Origin of the sequence: Cupriavidus sp. TMH.W2 (assembly GCF_050847365.1) — a bacterium.
GTDB lineage: Bacteria > Pseudomonadota > Gammaproteobacteria > Burkholderiales > Burkholderiaceae > Cupriavidus.
The window spans coordinates 314,166-329,938 of the sequence record NZ_CP193794.1 but is presented as its reverse complement, the minus strand read 5'-3'; the positions used below and the strand labels follow the sequence as shown (position 1 = coordinate 329,938).

Sequence of the window (15,773 nt, the reverse complement as noted above, 5' to 3'; positions counted from 1 at the left end):
TCCACACGCCGGCGTTGACACGTGAATGTCCTGAACGGCGGCCCGGACACGACCCGATCGGCCGGACAAACTCATGATCACAGTGATCGGACGAGGAGCAAGGCTATGAACATCCGTCCACTACACGATCGCGTCATCGTCAAACGCTTGGACGCAGAACACAAGACGGCCAGCGGTATTGTCATCCCCGATACCGCCGCCGAAAAGCCGGACCAGGGCGAGGTCCTGGCTGTCGGCCCCGGCAAGCGCCTGGGCGATGGCCATGTCAGCGCGCCGAGCGTGAAGATTGGCGAGCGCGTGCTATTTGGCAAGTATGCGGGCACCACCGTCAAGCTTGAAGGCGAAGAGGTGCTGGTGATGCGTGACGAGGACATTCTGTGCGTCGTTGAATAGAGGAAGGAACAGAAGACTAGCGTCTCGCAAGGAGTCTCATCATGGCAGCCAAGGAGATCCAATTTCAGGAGTCTGCGCGCCGCCGCATCGTGGCGGGAGTCAACCTGCTGGCCAACGCGGTCAAGGTCACGCTCGGCCCCAAGGGGCGCAATGTGGTCCTCGAGCGATCGTTCGGGCCCCCGCTGATCACCAAGGATGGGGTGTCGGTCGCCAAGGAAATCGAACTGCGCGACAAGTTCGAGAACATGGGGGCCCAGTTGGTCAAGCAGGTTGCGGCCAAGACATCCGACGTGGCCGGTGACGGCACCACGACCGCCACCGTGCTGGCCCAGGCGATGGTTCAGGAGGGCATGAAGGACGTGGTGGCGGGCCTGAATCCGATCGATCTGAAGCGCGGCATGGACCTGGCCGTGAGCGCGGTCGTCGAGGCGCTGCGCAAGCTGAGCCGGCCCTGCACTACGAGCAAGGAGATCGGCCAGATCGGCGCGATCTCCGCCAACGCAGATGAGGCGATCGGCAGGATCATCGCTGACGCGATGGTCAAGGTCGGCAAGGACGGGGCCATCACGATCGAAGACGGCAAGTCGCTGGAGAGCGAGCTGGAGGTCGTCGAAGGCATGCAGTTCGATCGCGGTTATCTGGCCTCGTACTTCATCAACCAGCCCGATAAACAATCCGTCATGCTCGAAGAGCCGTATATCCTGCTGCATGACAAGAAGATCTCGGCGATTCACGATCTGCTGCCGGTGCTCGAGGCCGTAGCCAAGACCGGCAAGCCGTTGCTCGTCGTGGCCGAAGACGTGGAAGGCGAGGCACTTGCGACCCTTGTCGTCAACTCCCTGCGCGGCACCTTCAAGGCCGCTGCGGTGAAGGCACCGGGCTTCGGCGATCGGCGCAAGGCCATGCTGGAAGACATTGCCATCCTGACCGGTGGCACGCTGATCGAGGAACAGACGGGCAAGCAGCTCAAGAATGTCGTGCTGGAGGATCTGGGGCATGCCAAACGCGTCGAAATTGAGAAGGAGAACACGACCCTCGTCGGCGGCGCGGGCGAGCGCGCAGCAATCGAAGCCCGCATCAAGGCCATCCGGCGGCAGATCGACGAGGCCACCAGCGACTACGACAAGGAGAAGTTGCAGGAGCGGGTCGCCAAGCTGGCCGGTGGCGTGGCGGTGATCCGGGTTGGCGCGGCCACCGAGGTGGAAATGAAGGAGAAGAAGGCGCGCGTCGAAGACGCCCTGCATGCCACGCGGGCCGCGGTCGAGGAAGGCATCGTTGCGGGCGGCGGCGTCGCGCTACTGCGGGCCCGCACCCAGCTTGAGCCGCTTCAAGGCGCCAACGCCGATCAGGAAGCCGGCATCCGAATCGTGCTGCGTGCCATGGAGGAACCGCTGCGGCAGATCGCCGCCAATGCCGGCGAGGAAGCGTCGGTGGTGCTGAACCGGGTACTCGGACATGACGGCAACTTCGGCTGGAATGCGGCCACCGGTGAATACGGCGATCTGTTCGAGATGGGGGTGATCGACCCCACCAAGGTGACCCGTACCGCGCTGCAGAACGCCGCGTCCGTCGCCGGGCTGATTCTGACCACGGACGCGTCCGTGGTCGAAGTACCGAGAGACATGGGCAAAGCCGCTGCAGCGTCACCGGAGCTGGAGTATTGAAGGGACGCATAGGCGCGCGGGGGTGGTGCAGCGCACGGCTTTCGATTCACGTTTCCAACCAAGACAGCGCCCAGGCGCTTGGACATCATGAGCAAGATCATCGGCATTGACCTCGGCACTACGAACTCGTGTGTGGCGCTGATGGAAGGTAACCAGGTCAAAGTGATCGAGAACTCCGAAGGTTCACGCACGACACCGTCCATCGTCGCCTATGTGAACGACGAGGAAATCCTCGTCGGCGCACCCGCCAAGCGACAGGCCGTCACGAATCCAAAGAACACGCTGTTTGCGGTCAAGCGGCTGATCGGCCGCCGCTATGAGGAAAAGGAAGTGCAGAAGGATATCAGCCTGATGCCCTTCACGATCTTGAAGGCCGACAACGGCGACGCATGGGTCGAAGCGCAGGGCCAGAAGCTCGCCCCGCCGCAGGTCTCGGCTGAGGTGCTGCGCAAGATGAAGAAAACCGCCGAAGACTATCTCGGCGAGCCCGTCACCGAAGCCGTCATCACGGTGCCCGCCTACTTCAACGACAGCCAGCGCCAGGCGACCAAGGATGCCGGGCGCATCGCCGGGCTGGACGTCAAGCGGATCATTAATGAACCGACCGCGGCGGCGCTCGCGTTCGGCCTGGACAAGAGGGAAAGCCGCGACCGCAAGATCGCCGTGTTTGACCTTGGCGGCGGCACCTTCGACATTTCCATCATCGAGATCGCTGACGTGCAAGGCGAGAAGCAGTTCGAAGTGCTGTCGACGAACGGTGATACCTTCCTGGGCGGCGAAGACTTCGACCAGCGCATCATCGACTACATCATCGGCGAGTTCAAGAAAGACCAAGGGGTCGACTTGTCGAAGGACGTGCTGGCGCTGCAACGTCTGAAGGAAGCCGCGGAGAAGGCCAAGATCGAGCTCTCGTCGAGTCAGCAGACGGAAATCAGCCTGCCGTACATCACGGCCGACACCAGCGGGCCGCGGCATTTGAACCTGAAGCTCACACGTGCAAAGCTCGAAGCTCTGGTCGAAGACCTGATCGAGCGCACGATGGAGCCGTGCCGCATCGCGATCAAGGATGCCGGTATCGCGGTCGAAAAAATCGACGACGTGATTCTGGTGGGCGGCATGACCCGCATGCCCAGGGTGCAGGAGAAGGTCAGAGCGTTCTTCGGCCGCGAGCCGCGCAAGGACGTCAACCCCGACGAGGCGGTGGCAGTGGGTGCGGCGATCCAGGGTGCGGTACTAACCGGTGAGCGCAAGGATGTGTTGTTGCTCGACGTCACCCCGCTTTCGCTCGGGATCGAGACCCTGGGCGGCGTGATGAGCAAGATGATCACCAAGAATACCACCATCCCGACCAAGTTCTCTCAGGTCTTCTCTACGGCCGACGACAACCAGGCGGCGGTAACCATCAAGGTGTACCAAGGCGAACGCGAGATCGTTACGGGCAATAAGATGCTGGGCGAGTTCAATCTGGAGGGCATTGCGCCGGCGCCGCGGGGCATGCCGCAGATCGAGGTGACGTTTGACATCGACGCCAATGGCATTCTGCACGTGTCGGCGAAGGACAAGGCCACCGGCAAGGAGAACCGGATCACCATCAAGGCTAACTCGGGCCTGTCTGAAGGCGAGATCCAGCGCATGGTACATGACGCCGAGGCTCATGCTGATGAAGACCATCGACAGCGGGAGTTGGTCGATGCGCGCAACCACGGTGACGCGCTGGCACACAGTTCGCGTAAGGCGTTAGCCGAATACGGCGAGAAGCTGGATGCGGGCGAGAAGGAGAAGATCGAATCCGCAATCAGGGACCTTGAGGCGGCACTGAAGACCTCCGACAAGACCGAGATCGAGGCCAGGACGCAGGCCCTGGCCACGGCCTCGCTGAAACTCGGTGAAAAGGTCTATGCGGACATCCAGGCTCAGCCGGGCACTGGCTCCGGTCGCGCCGCGGACGCGAAAGAGGCGAGCGCCGAGAAGAAAGGCGAGGACGTGGAGGATGTTGAGTTCAAAGAAGCGGGCGCCAAGCAGTAAATTAGCCGACGTCCGTCAAACTTAGGGTGCCTTCAAGAAACGGTTTTTTTCGTACGTTTTAGCGGCCTCTGTCGGGGTTTCTTGTAATGATTTCGCGGCCGGCATATACGGCCAAGAACACGCCTAAGTGGCTGCGACAGCCAGGGGCTTGTCAAACCAGTTAGCAACGACTGACGCCTTCGCATAGAACCGAAGACCAACCCCTACGGCTGTCATAACGTACCGAAAATATGCCGGCCCTGCTTTCTGCAACCGCCATCTGCGAGATGTCTTCAGGGAGTTTTCCCCGTGCGCTATTCATGTACCGTCAGGAAACCGCACATCAGTGGGTTCCTACGGCTAACAGATTATCGACGATGCGGCTGACACCAACTGGAATCCGGTTCTCCTGCCAGACCTCTTAGAGGAGGATACTATGAACACCGACCCGAAAAAGTGGAATCTCTTCAAGTTCCTTCGCGGGGCGGCCCGCAAGTCCGATGGGGACAGCCCGGAAAGCCCGCCGGCGAGCGAACAATGGCGCGCCTCCTTGCCTGACATTCCGCGACTGTTCTCACGCGAACCGTGGCGCGCAGTGGAGGAGTTCTTTCATGACCGGTTTGCCGGCCGTGGTGCACTCGAGCGATGGTTTGGCGACTTCAGTTCATCGCGCTTCCAGCCGCGCATCGACGTGGTCGACGAAGGGCAGGTGCTGCGCGTGACCGCCGAATTGCCAGGGATGGAGCGCGAAGACCTGAACGTGAGCGTCGAGGACGGGGCGATCGTGCTGCGCGGCGAGAAAAAGCAGGACGTGCGCAGCGAGGAAGATGGCTGCTACCGGCTAGAGCGCGCCTATGGAAACTTCGTGCGCACGATTCCCATGCCGGAAAACGCCGACCCCGATCACACCCTGGCAAAGTTTGACAATGGTGTGCTCACGTTGACCGTGCCGAAATCGGAGCCGGCGCGATCCGCGAGTCGCACGATCGATATTGGCTAGGCCAAGCAGGCAAGAAATGTCTTGGTGGCGGGCGGATATCGTGCGGGCCGGCCATTAGCACAACTGGACTGTTGATCCGTTGGTCGCTGGTTCGACTCCAGTACGACCTACCGGACAAGGCCACTAGCGCCGGGGCCGGTCCAGTGGCGCCGGTCGGCGTGGTCGAGATTCCTGAGCCACTGCTCACGACGATGTTCGAGACGATAGTGGCCGGCCACGAAGATTGTCGCAATCGCCCGCGCAAACGACCGCACCACCATTGCCCCATCACGCAAGCTCCTTCGCCTCGGCGCCGGCGCAGCGTGTGACCCGACGAGACGCGAGGATTGCCTGATACCATGGTCAACGCCGTCAGAGCGGGAGCAGTCGAAAGACACGACGACCGGTCAACATCGCGTAGAACAGTAACGCTCTCGTGCCCGCAAGAGACCTTCTGCCTTTCATCAATCTCGCCGACAGATGATCACCGGCCGCATTCAGCCCTCGCCTGTCTCCGGCTCCCTGAGCCTCACCGGAAAATGGATCTCGAAGCTTGTGCCGCGCCCTTTACGCGATTTGAAATGGATGACGCCCTCAAGCGTCCGGCAGAGCTCCTTCACGATTGCCAGGCCCAGTCCGGCGCCTGGGATGTCCTCGTCTGCCGCCCGCTCGAATTCGTTGAACACGCGTGCCTGGTCAGATGGCGCGATGCCCACGCCCGTATCCGACACCCGCAGATACCAGTGATCCGCGTCCACCCCGCCCACCGTCAGGTGAACCTCGCCCTCGGGCGTGTATTTCAGGGCGTTCGACAGCATATTCGTCGCCACCTGCTTCAGCCGGAGCCGGTGCGAGCGAACGGAACTCAACCCGGGGTCACGCTCGGCTTCGAGCCGCAAGCCTTTGGCTTCAAACAGCGGACGTGAAGTCGCCACCAGTTCGTCAAATAGCTCGCCCAGGTCAACTGTCTCGGGGAGGACGCGTGAACCGTCTCCGAGGACGACTGAATACTCCACCATCTGGTCGACCAGCTGCTTCATGTCAGCAGCCTGCCGGCTCGCCAATGCAACGCCGGCTTCCGTTTTCGCCGGCGCACGGGAGATCAGTTGCAGCGCAATCGAAAACGCGTTCAGGAAATTGCGCAGGTCGTGGACGACGCTGCGCGTAATCTGCATGCGCGACTCGTGCAGCTCGCTTAGCAGCCGCTGCCTGAGTTCGAGCTCATCATTGGCGCGCTCGAGGCGAGCGGTATATTGGTCGATCTTGCGCTCGCGCTCGGACACGACCTCCCGGATCGATGTCAGCGTCACGAAACTGCGCGCCTCATCGATCAGGCGACGCGCGCGGGCTTCGTATTGCCGGCTGAAGCTCGGGACCGACTGCGCATATTCGTCGAGCGCGTCATCCAGCACCTGACCCAACAGGTCCAGCTCACGCACCAGTTCCACGATCTGGTAACCCTGGCGCCAGCGCACATTGCCGTGCTGACGCGCACCCCGCCCGATTGCCGGCTCGGCCTGGTCGAGATCTTCCGCCTCGAGCGCCACGCAGATGCTGTCGATAATCTGGGGCAGATGGTCTGCGAGCTGTTCGTACGTCAGCCGGTCAGCCTCCGTCAGGATTTCATCCGCAGATACAGCGCGCATCCACCGCTCAGTCAGCGCGGTTCGGCGCTGCTGGAGAAAGGCGGCAAGGCCGCGAAGCGGCGCCGGTTGCAGGTCGGGCATGATCAGGTTGGGTCGGCAAACGAGAAACGAGGGTTGGCCCGGACGGGTTGGCGGGTGACCAGCGAGGAGGCGGCATGGCTTGATTATCCGTCAGACCGGCCCTCTCCCTCTGGAACGGGATTTGCGTGATGCACAGGCAATCTACAAGTATCAAGCTCAGACTCGCTTTGGTACCTACATTTGGGACCCCGATCAATCGCGCCCCTGCCACTATCTGACCCGGCGTGCCCATCCAATCCTGACATCTGCTCAGGTGTCAGCCAGTTGGCCCTCCGTCTTGGTACCGCCACTTGCTCGCCCGTGTCGTTTCTGGCCAGTCCCACTCCCGGGTTGCAGCCCGTCCTCTTCGAGCCTGGCCTTGAGAAAGGCATCGGCGTGATCCAGCCAGCTCCGTACCTCGCCTTCCGGTGTGTTCAGCAAGCGCGCAATGTTGCGCACTGGCACGTCGTCCACGCGTGCTAGCAGCACAGTTCGACGCCACTGGTTAGGCAGCTGCGACAGCAATTCGCCGACGATCTCGTGCAATTCGTTCTGGGCGGCTACCACGTCCGGGCTACTGGCAGCGTCAGGCACCACATCTTCCATCCGCAGCAACTCATCCGGTTGCCAGTACTCGAATACCGCGTCATCAATGTCATCATGAGAGCGTGCCGGCACAACCGTGGCCTTGGCCTCGAGCGAAACCCAGCGGCCTTCTTCGCTGCGCCGCCGCGCAACCTCAGCTTCCAGCACGGCCAGCGCGAGCCCGTGCAGTTCATCCTCGCTCAGTACCACCTGCGGGGCCTGGTTCAGTCGCTCGAGGGCGCGAGTCAGTACCTCGTCGACCACATCGTCCAGCGCCGGATCCGTCTCTGCCAAGTCGCCGCGCGCCCGCAGATAGGACAGTTCGCGCTGCGCGAAGCGTTGCAGCGGCGACAGCAGTGCCCGAACCTGTTCGTCGAAACGTGCCGATTCCGCCGGGGTCGCCGCCGCGGTGGCGGCCTTCAGTCGTCGCAGCCCCTCACGGCGCTGTTTGCGCCGCCAAGTATCCTCCCTGCGCAGGCGTGCGAGGTGGCGCTCGATCTGGCGCTCAAGGTCGACGAACGACGCCCTCAGCGCGCTTCGGATCGACTTCCCGTCTTCTGTGCTGACTAACGTGCCACGCGGCAGCGCCAGGCGCAGCCTGACATGATAGGAGGGGTGGGCGGCGTCCATCGCGAGATCGGCGCGCAGCAGCACCCGTTCCGCCAAAATCCGTTTGAGATGACGCTTGAGATAGTGCGCGGCAGACTCGGTGAGCATCTGCTCGCACCGCGCGTGCGAGGCCTCGGCGATGTTTTGGTATCTCACCAGCAATTTCACGACATCCCCGCAATGTGTTTGCAGCCAAGTGGTCGCGTGTCGGGTGCCCCTGGCCGGCTAACGCCCTCTGCTGAACGCAGTGGGCTGCAATAGCCTATCGCGCCCCGGGACGATGGCAGCCAACATCCAACTTCTCTCCACCAAAGGCCTCCGCACGCGTGAGCCTCGCCAGCACGGTTGCGGCCACATTTCCCCACGGGCCCAGTTGCTGTGGGCTGAAGGTGTCCGCTTCGGCTTGCCTGAGCCAAAGAACCAAGGGCAACAAGAATACCTCTTTTGCGTGCTCCACCTGGCACCACGGCGTTCAACCAAAACTTGGGAATAGGTCCTGCCTTGGCGAGTTGGTGTGCCGGTTCAGGCTGGTTCAGGCGCCCAACCAATCCGATCCCAATGCACGGCCCTTACGGCGAAACGGAAATGCCCACTGTGCAGCACGATGTTGCGTGATCCAGTCAAGTCAAATAGGGTGCGTGCGACGCTTTCAATATCATCGCGATGTCCCTGTAGGGCCTGTACCAGATCCTCTGGCCGATGCGAGCGCGCCCCAAAGTGATCCTCAAGCGCCTCCGCGGTAATGGCATAGCATGCGGGCGTTCCGTCCACGCGAGCGGCGCATTCGAGGCTCAAGTCGGCGGCACGAAAGCGCGGCTCGGTGCGCGGAAAGTCAATCTGTTGCATTGCGATAACCAGGAGAGAAACCGAGGTTGCCAGCGAACACCGTCGCCGCGCCGATTTGTTGCCAGTGTAGGCAGATTCCGATGGACTACCAAGTCGCGAAGCACGCGATTCGCGGCGCAGCTATCCGGTTCATCAACGTTGCTTATGCAGCCGGCGTCAGGCACCACACTCGGCCTATCGTTTGCGTTGATGGCCGCATGAGCTTGGACCGGGGAATGAGCGTCGGGCGCACAATGCCCCGATCGGCGGCTACCCTGGGCGGCCCGACGAATCGAAATCCGGCAACTCGTCGTCCAGAATTTCGAACACCTCTTCCGCCTTGCGTCCTAAGCTGGACTCAGGGTTGCGCAACAGAGGTTCGTCGGCTCGCAACCATTGGTACGCCCGCCGCACATCTTCAACGGTCGGCTCGATATCCAGGATTCGTGCGATGACTTCGCCGTCAACGGGCCCCACAATCTCGCGGATCTCACTCGCGCTCGCCAATCGCGAATCGCTCTTGGTCGTATGCATGACAATGTCTCCCATGAGGTGGCTGCGGCGTCTTGCCGAATCCACCCGTCCGTGGGGTCGGTCACCGGAACGCTTGCGGCAGCCAAGCCCGGCTTCGCCTCCAATTCTTCCAGCTTAGCGCACCTGGCAAGCGGCGCCGGTGCACTCCCCGTCGCAACGCCACTGGCCCGGCATGGGCAAACAGTGAGGATTGAGCGGTCCTGGCGGCCCTGGCGACCGTCTCCATACGAGGCCCGCGCTCACCCCGGCCATCACGGCTGGTAGCGTGGCGCGCGGCCACGCGCTTGCAGCGCGCCTGCCCTCTTGTAATATTGAGGCAGGCGGTGCGCGCGAAGGCGGCCCGCCTCGCTTGCGCTTGGAGCCGGCATGATCCCTGTGCCGGCGGGCGTCATCGGATAGCCCAGAAGTGTCGCGTCGTGGCTGGATTTTCTCAGGCGTGGCAGTCGCCCTGGGCCAGGACAACCGCATCCGCACCCTGCTGGAACAGGACGCCTTCCAGCGCATTGCGAGACGCTGACAGCGCCTGGGCTACCCTTTCGATTCGCTGACCCCGTCGTATGCCACCGCCATCGGTGCCGCGGGCGACCGGCCCGCCGCGCTAGCGGAGAAGGCCGGGCATCTCGTGACTGTGCCATTCTCGCCGGGGCGCATGGACGCCTCGCAGGAACAGACCGACGTGCAGTCGGTGGTGATGCTCGAGCCGTTTGCAGACGGTTTCCGCAACTTCATCAAGGACAAGTCCCGCATCCCGGCTGAACATCTGCTGGTCGACAAGGCCCAGCAGCTGACTGTGCCTGAGATGACCATGCTGGGCGGCTTGCGCGCGCTGGATGTTCACACCGGGCCAGATGCGCATGGCGTCCTTACCGACCGTACCGGCGTCCTCACCAACGACTTCTTCTGCAACCTGCTCGACATGGCGACGGAATGGAAGCCGCTGTCGGAGACGCGCGACGTGTTTGAAAGGGTCGATCACAAGAGCGGCAAGCGGAAGTGGACGGGCACGCGCGTCGACCTGAGGGTCGGCCGGAATTCGCAAATATCTGAAGCTTAAGATATTCACGAATTCCGGCCGACCCTCGACCTGGTGTTCGGCTCAAACTCCCAGCTCCGGGCGTTGTGCGAAGTCTACGCAAGCGCGGACGCGAAGGAGAAGTTCGTCAACGACTTCATCGCAGCATGGACGAAGGTGATGAACCTCGACCGGTTCGATCTGCGCAGATAGCATCAAGCCAGCGATACGGGCACTGAACCACATTCGGCACCCGTTCCGGCCATAGCTGGCGACGGCATTTCAGGCAGCTGCAACGGCCGGGGAGCGGATCGGATGCCCCTGGGCCCGGCTGGATCGGGGCCAGAAAATGCATCGTGCGGCCGCAGAATCGGCTCGGTCAGGAATAATCAGCCGCGACAGCAGGGTTTTTACAACACTAATCATTGGGTTGTTTCCCCGCAACGGAGAGCAATTCCCTATTGGCTGTTTGCCCTCGCACCGCACGGCGGAACCGACGCGCCCTGCTCGGGTGTAAGCTGTTGCTGTTGCGCGATTGCCGGTCGCTTGACGTCGGGCAAGTCATTGTCAAAGGTGTCGCGAGCCCAGATTTCGCCATCCCGATCATGGAAGAGCAGCTCCACTTGGCCGCGCTTGGCGCGCTCCCATCCAGCTGCTATGGCTGCCATCTGACTCGGGTAAACTGTCCGGTCAGTGCCCCCATCTAGGTCGACGGCCCAGGCGTTCCCGACGGGCACTATGTGAACGTTCTTGCTTGGCATCATGCACCTACTTGGCAACAGCGACCTTTCCGATCCTCGCCGGCGACAAGGTCCGCGGCAATCCGTCCTATGGTCTAGGACTCTAGGTCGATGGGTGAAACCGACGAGCCGATCCGCAATCGACAAGGGACAGTGTGCAACAGGAGCGAAACAGTCCAACGAATTCGCGCTCAAGTCAGGACGGTCTCGTCGTTCCCGCTTCCAATGAGAGCGGCTCCCTTGCAGCGTTTTCACCCAGTTTTCGCCGATAGTTGCGGTTGCGCCAAGTGGGGTTTAAGGCTCTGAAGTTTGCGTTACGAGCCGGAGGTCACGCTAACCGAATGCGAAGAGATCCCGGTACCAGGAGATATTCATGAAGGCCTATGTGGTGATGCGGGACGATGGGCTACTGGCAACGTTGGAGGATGGCCGCCAGTTTGAGTGTGCGGATCCGTGCGAGTTGGCCGACCGGTTGTTCGAGGCGGGCGTGTGCAAGGTCGATGTCACCATGCCGGACTGGCGCGCTGGCGACCGCGCCCCGCACGGTGGCATCCGAATCGCCTTGTATGCCAGGTTGTCCGAACGGAGCCGATAGCGGCCCGCGCCCAGCTGGAAGCGATCGCGTTACACTTGTCTTACACAGGGGACACGCAAGATCGACCATGGCCCGTCAAACTCTCGCGCCTCGCTCCAAGGCAACCATCCTACTGGTTGACGACGAGCAATTGCTGCTGCATGCCTGCGCGCGCCTTTTGGAAGGTTCAGGTTTTCACGTGATCGTGGCCAGCGACGGTTCTGAGGCCCTGGATCTGGCACGCAGCACGCGACCGGCAATTGTGGTGACGGACCTGAATATGCCGGGGCTTGACGGTGCTGGCTTGTGTAGAGCCATCAGGGCTGACGAATCGCTGAAAGGGATGCCGCTCATTGTCTGCACCGCTTCCAACTGGTCCGCACCGACAGGCCTTTGCGAAGGGGTATTACGCAAGCCCGTCGATCGCGACGCGTTGCTTCAATTGATAGGGTCGCTGCTCCCCGGATGAGGGTGACGGCTTTTCAGAATTCCGAGGTCGGTACGGACTGTTCCGTCTCGGCACAGCTCTCTGTAAGCTGTGTGCTACCCAATGTTCGGCAATGCTCGATATCGGACATAATGGCGGCCGCACCGGCACGACGGCGTATTCGAACGGTCGTGCGTGCCGGCATCTGCCATTCTGAACCTGGAAAACGCCATGCGTGACATCATTGACGGCTTCCTGCGCTTTCAGCGCGAAGTCTATCCGCAACGCGTCGAGCTTTTCAAGCAGCTCGCGACGACACAAAACCCCAAGGCGCTGTTCGTGACCTGCTCGGACAGCCGCGTCGTGCCCGAACTCCTCACGCAGCGTGAGCCGGGCGAACTGTTCGTGATCCGCAACGCGGGCAACATCGTGCCATCATACGGTCCAGAACCCGGTGGCGTGTCGGCCACCGTCGAATATGCGGTCGCGGTGCTGGGCGTGCAGGACATCGTGATCTGCGGCCATTCGGACTGCGGCGCGATGGGCGCGATTTCGCGCTGCACGTGCCTTGACCATCTACCCGCGGTCGCGAACTGGCTGCGTCATGCGGACGCCGCTAAAGCGATCAACGCGGCGCATCAGTTCGATACGCCGCGCGCCAAGCTCGACGGGCTCGTGCGTGAAAACGTGATCGCGCAACTGGCGAACCTGCGCACCCATCCATCGGTGGCACTCGCGCTCGAACAGGGACGGCTGAATCTGCACGGCTGGGTCTACGACATCGGGACGGGCAGCATCGATGCGCTCGACGGCGCGACACGACGCTTCGTGCCGCTGGCCGAGTCACCGACCACCGTTGCGGTGACTTCACGCAACGTATGATGCATGCGTGTCGATGGCGTAGCCGATTTTCATCCTCCCCGCCACTTGCTGATTGCTGCTGGGTTCCACCACCGAATTGCTCTCATAACGCCCGCCGTCCTTGCCGCCGCAGCCCAGAGGGCAAGCGAGATCGACCAGCATGGGTCCAGGTCGGCATCCCGATGCTGTTTGGCGTGGGCAGTGCCACGGCGAACATCGATGGGCTCTATGGCCGTGTGGCGGTGTGCCCTCGCAGACCACACCTGTTTCCAGCGAAGCGTTGCGGCGTGCGCGAACTTGAAGTCCTTGCGGGAAATGTCTAGATTTCAAGCCAGACTGGTGGTCTGGCGCAAGCAGTCCGGTGCACCGAACCAGTAAGCCCAGAACGCTCAGCGCTCTGATGTGAGGCCGCCTTACGGCGGCCTCCTTTCTTTGGCCGCGCCGCTAAAAGCAATGGCATGCGCTTGAAAGAGTCATGCGATTTGTCCGGCACATCGGCGGGTCTTGCGTAGAACTTCATTGCGGATGGCTTCCTTGGCCCAGCGAAGTGGCCGTGAAGCAGCGTCTCGCCCGCACTCGGGGCCTTGCTGGATGCTATAGAGGGTCGGCCGGGATCCTGACGAAATCCGCCGCTTTTCGACCCAAGTCATTGATTGTAAAAGGTGGCGCTTTCGAATTGGCGGCGATATGTCCGGCTCGTGCAGGGCCGGGTCGAAGCTCTTCGAGCGCTTACCTGCACCGATTGACCGCAAGCCCAAATTATCGATGGAAGGTGTGACGACAGCCGGGGAGTGTCATGCGGCGGAACTCAGGATGCCTGACGGCCGACCGCGATCACGCTCGCCTTTCCTTCAGCGTCCTCGATGCGCGGGAGGGCGCCCGCAGCAATGTTCTGCCTAACCGCAGCCTTCAGTTCAGCAGCATCCCAACGCCCTTGCTCGATAGCGCCCAGAGCATCGCCAGTGACTACGAATCGCCCGCCACAGGCAGCGCAGCGGTAGATGCGGCTACCACGCAGGCGATCTTGTCGGTCGAGCCAGCGTCGCGCCAGCGCAGCGCATAGTAAGCAAGGTACGGCTTCTGTTGTACTCACAGTCTAACCTCAGTCGGTTGCCCAACCCGCCTGACGGCGGGCCTAGCGTGTTGCAGCCTACTGCCAGCCATCAACTCGGAATGCAGCACTGCAAAGGTGCGCATCTTGGAAGCCTGCCTCATTTCCCTGCCCCGGCGCCAATTGCAAAGAGTGGGAAGGCTACCAGCATGCACTTGGCCAGCACCGCAAAGGCGATCAAACCTTTAATAGATTCTGCCCGCAGCAGCCATGGAACCCATAGTTCAGGAGTCAGCGTCAGGTACAGCAGGAAATAAGAAGTGGCCAATCCTGATTCATAAGCGCGCATGGCAGTACCCTCATGGTCGCGGCAGCGACGGCCTAAGTTTCACTTCAGAAACGTGCCCTGTCGAGATAGGACTGTTTGCGACACAACAGAACCAACCCACGCGACCGGGGGATGCGGCGGCGAACCTCCAGCGCTAAGCACCAGCCATTGTGATCGCTAAGTCGCGCCTTCGCCCTCCAGCGAACTGCCCATCGAGCGGCACAAGGCCGCTCCACGGAAGCTGCACTCCGTTCACTGGCCCAAGCTGATCCTGGCGCCTCAACTGTCGTATGCGGAAAAGCTGCGCGCTTGGCCAGGCGCGGCGGCCTGTTGAGCCGCATCTGGCATTAACGTCTCTACGCTATTTGAGCGTGCGCTAATACATGCCGGTGACGTTGTCCATCACGAAGAATCCGTTCGCTGGTCGTGGCGATGTTTCTCAACTGCTTCGTGCGACTGACCCCAGTCTGATTGAGCGACTCTTCAAAAATCAGTCCCTGAGAGCCGGCAAAGAGTGCGGATGTTGCCCGCTATCCGCGGGCCTGCTTTACTGTTCGCGCGGTCGTCGGCTGAGATTGCGCTTCCATCCGCCCCTGAAGCAAGGCGAGTTGCTGTGCCAGGGCATCACGCTCCTTTCGAAGCTCTCGCGACTCTTCTGTCGCGCCCGTGAACTGCTGCTGCATGCGCTCCGCCAAGCGCTGCTGGCTAGCCGCTTCGGCTGAGAATTGTTGGACTTGGCTGACAAGCTGCTCATTTCGCTGCTGCACCTTCGTGAGCGTGGTTTCCGCGCGCCGCTGCGCTTCCCTGGCCTCATTAGCTTGCAGCATGACGTGCTTCTGCACGCCTTCCAATCGTTCGGTCGCCTTGTCGATCTCGGCCCGTGCCGCCGCTTCGCGTTCCGCCAGCGCGGCGCGCAGAGCTTCCAATTCGCGTGCGCTGGCACGCTTGGCGTCCGCCAGGGCCTGAGTTGCCTCATCGCGCTGGCTTGCCAGCGCCTTTTCGACGTTCTGCAACTGACCCAGCGCCCCTTCTTTGGCGGCACGCTCGCCTGCTAGTTCGGACAAGGCGCGATCGGCGGCTGCCTGGCGCTCATTGAGCTGGGCGCGGAGCGCGCGCACTTCCCCCTGGACCCCTTCGTTGGCGACGGCCAGCGCTTCTGCCCGCGCGACGGCCGTGGCCAGTTCGGCCTCCATTTCCTCATGCCGCTCGGCAAACACGCGCTCGCCGTGCTCCACGGCCACCGCCCAGGCGGAGATCATCGCATTGGCCACCGCCGGCGGCAAAGCCGCGCTGAGGGCATCGACGCGCGCCTGCTCATCTTTCCAGAGCTTCAACTCGTCGTTGATGGTGGTACGGCTGCCTTGCCGAATCTCGGCGTAGATGAGGTCGACCGTCAAATTGTGGGCGCGGCGGCCGTTGGCCACCAATTTGGCGGCGGCCTGCCGGGTGCGGAGACGGGTATCGCTGATGCGGCTCATGAG

At 62.0% G+C, this 15,773-nt stretch carries 15 protein-coding genes and 1 pseudogene; 8 read left to right on the top strand and 8 right to left on the bottom strand.

The genetic code is table 11. The annotated features are described in order from the left end of the window. The first annotated feature begins 105 nt into the window (after nt 1–105). The 4 genes from ACREYQ_RS31400 to ACREYQ_RS31385 all read left to right on the top strand — a co-directional run bounded on the left by ACREYQ_RS31400 (nt 106) and on the right by ACREYQ_RS31385 (nt 5,061). On the top strand, nt 106–393 hold the full coding sequence (locus tag ACREYQ_RS31400) for a co-chaperone GroES (RefSeq protein WP_022540319.1): 288 nt from the start codon (nt 106–108) through the stop codon (nt 391–393). A gap of 41 nt (nt 394–434) precedes the next feature. Further along, complete coding sequence (gene groL, locus ACREYQ_RS31395; RefSeq protein ID WP_432262793.1) at nt 435–2,057, top strand: chaperonin GroEL; 1,623 nt, start codon at nt 435–437, stop codon at nt 2,055–2,057. 87 nt (nt 2,058–2,144) lie between these two features. Then, nucleotides 2,145–4,082 (top strand): molecular chaperone DnaK, encoded by a 1,938-nt coding sequence (gene dnaK, locus ACREYQ_RS31390; protein WP_432262792.1) that lies wholly within the window; start codon nt 2,145–2,147, stop codon nt 4,080–4,082. Between the two features lie 415 nt (nt 4,083–4,497). After that, on the top strand, nt 4,498–5,061 hold the full coding sequence (locus tag ACREYQ_RS31385; RefSeq protein ID WP_432262791.1) for an Hsp20/alpha crystallin family protein: 564 nt from the start codon (nt 4,498–4,500) through the stop codon (nt 5,059–5,061). 476 nt (nt 5,062–5,537) lie between these two features. Here ACREYQ_RS31385 and ACREYQ_RS31380 read toward each other — a convergent pair whose 3' ends face one another. The 4 genes from ACREYQ_RS31380 to ACREYQ_RS31365 form a co-directional block, all read right to left on the bottom strand. Further along, a complete protein-coding gene (locus ACREYQ_RS31380; protein ID WP_432262790.1) occupies nt 5,538–6,767 on the bottom strand; it encodes a sensor histidine kinase in 1,230 nt (409 codons plus the stop codon). Nucleotides 6,768–7,016: 249 nt separating this feature from the next. Beyond that, nucleotides 7,017–8,108, bottom strand: coding sequence for a sigma factor-like helix-turn-helix DNA-binding protein (locus ACREYQ_RS31375; RefSeq protein WP_432262789.1), 1,092 nt, complete (start codon nt 8,106–8,108; stop codon nt 7,017–7,019). A 354-nt stretch (nt 8,109–8,462) separates the two neighbouring features. Continuing rightward, nucleotides 8,463–8,786: a DUF1488 domain-containing protein gene (locus ACREYQ_RS31370; RefSeq protein ID WP_432262788.1), complete on the bottom strand. Its 324-nt coding sequence runs from the start codon at nt 8,784–8,786 to the stop codon at nt 8,463–8,465. A gap of 249 nt (nt 8,787–9,035) precedes the next feature. Then, a complete protein-coding gene (locus ACREYQ_RS31365) occupies nt 9,036–9,299 on the bottom strand; it encodes a hypothetical protein (protein WP_432262787.1) in 264 nt (87 codons plus the stop codon). 571 nt (nt 9,300–9,870) lie between these two features. Between ACREYQ_RS31365 and ACREYQ_RS31360 the strand changes: the two are divergent. After that, nucleotides 9,871–10,524, top strand: a pseudogene (locus tag ACREYQ_RS31360) (hypothetical protein); the annotation flags it as partial. 245 nt (nt 10,525–10,769) lie between these two features. On the opposite strand, the gene ACREYQ_RS31355 reads toward ACREYQ_RS31360, so the two are convergent. Continuing rightward, entirely contained in the window at nt 10,770–11,072 is a 303-nt protein-coding gene (locus tag ACREYQ_RS31355) for a DUF2188 domain-containing protein (RefSeq protein WP_432263090.1), read from the bottom strand. Between the two features lie 352 nt (nt 11,073–11,424). On the opposite strand from ACREYQ_RS31355, the gene ACREYQ_RS31350 reads away from it, so the two are divergent. The 3 genes from ACREYQ_RS31350 to ACREYQ_RS31340 all read left to right on the top strand — a co-directional run bounded on the left by ACREYQ_RS31350 (nt 11,425) and on the right by ACREYQ_RS31340 (nt 12,934). Further along, the gene (locus ACREYQ_RS31350) at nt 11,425–11,646 is read left to right on the top strand and encodes a hypothetical protein (RefSeq protein ID WP_432262786.1); all 222 of its coding nucleotides are present in this window, start codon (nt 11,425–11,427) and stop codon (nt 11,644–11,646) included. 67 nt (nt 11,647–11,713) lie between these two features. Then, entirely contained in the window at nt 11,714–12,094 is a 381-nt protein-coding gene (locus tag ACREYQ_RS31345) for a response regulator (RefSeq protein WP_432262785.1), read from the top strand. A 189-nt stretch (nt 12,095–12,283) separates the two neighbouring features. Beyond that, on the top strand, nt 12,284–12,934 hold the full coding sequence (locus ACREYQ_RS31340; RefSeq protein ID WP_432262784.1) for a carbonic anhydrase: 651 nt from the start codon (nt 12,284–12,286) through the stop codon (nt 12,932–12,934). Here the strand turns inward: ACREYQ_RS31340 and ACREYQ_RS31335 are convergent. From ACREYQ_RS31335 to ACREYQ_RS31325, 3 genes are all read right to left on the bottom strand, one after another. Next, the gene (locus ACREYQ_RS31335) at nt 12,920–13,075 is read right to left on the bottom strand and encodes a hypothetical protein (RefSeq protein WP_432262783.1); all 156 of its coding nucleotides are present in this window, start codon (nt 13,073–13,075) and stop codon (nt 12,920–12,922) included. The genes ACREYQ_RS31340 and ACREYQ_RS31335 overlap by 15 nt on opposite strands. A gap of 1,049 nt (nt 13,076–14,124) precedes the next feature. Further along, nucleotides 14,125–14,313 (bottom strand): hypothetical protein, encoded by a 189-nt coding sequence (locus ACREYQ_RS31330; RefSeq protein WP_432262782.1) that lies wholly within the window; start codon nt 14,311–14,313, stop codon nt 14,125–14,127. Nucleotides 14,314–14,822: 509 nt separating this feature from the next. Beyond that, the gene (locus ACREYQ_RS31325; protein WP_432262781.1) at nt 14,823–15,770 is read right to left on the bottom strand and encodes a DNA-binding protein; all 948 of its coding nucleotides are present in this window, start codon (nt 15,768–15,770) and stop codon (nt 14,823–14,825) included. Nucleotides 15,771–15,773 lie beyond the last annotated feature (3 nt).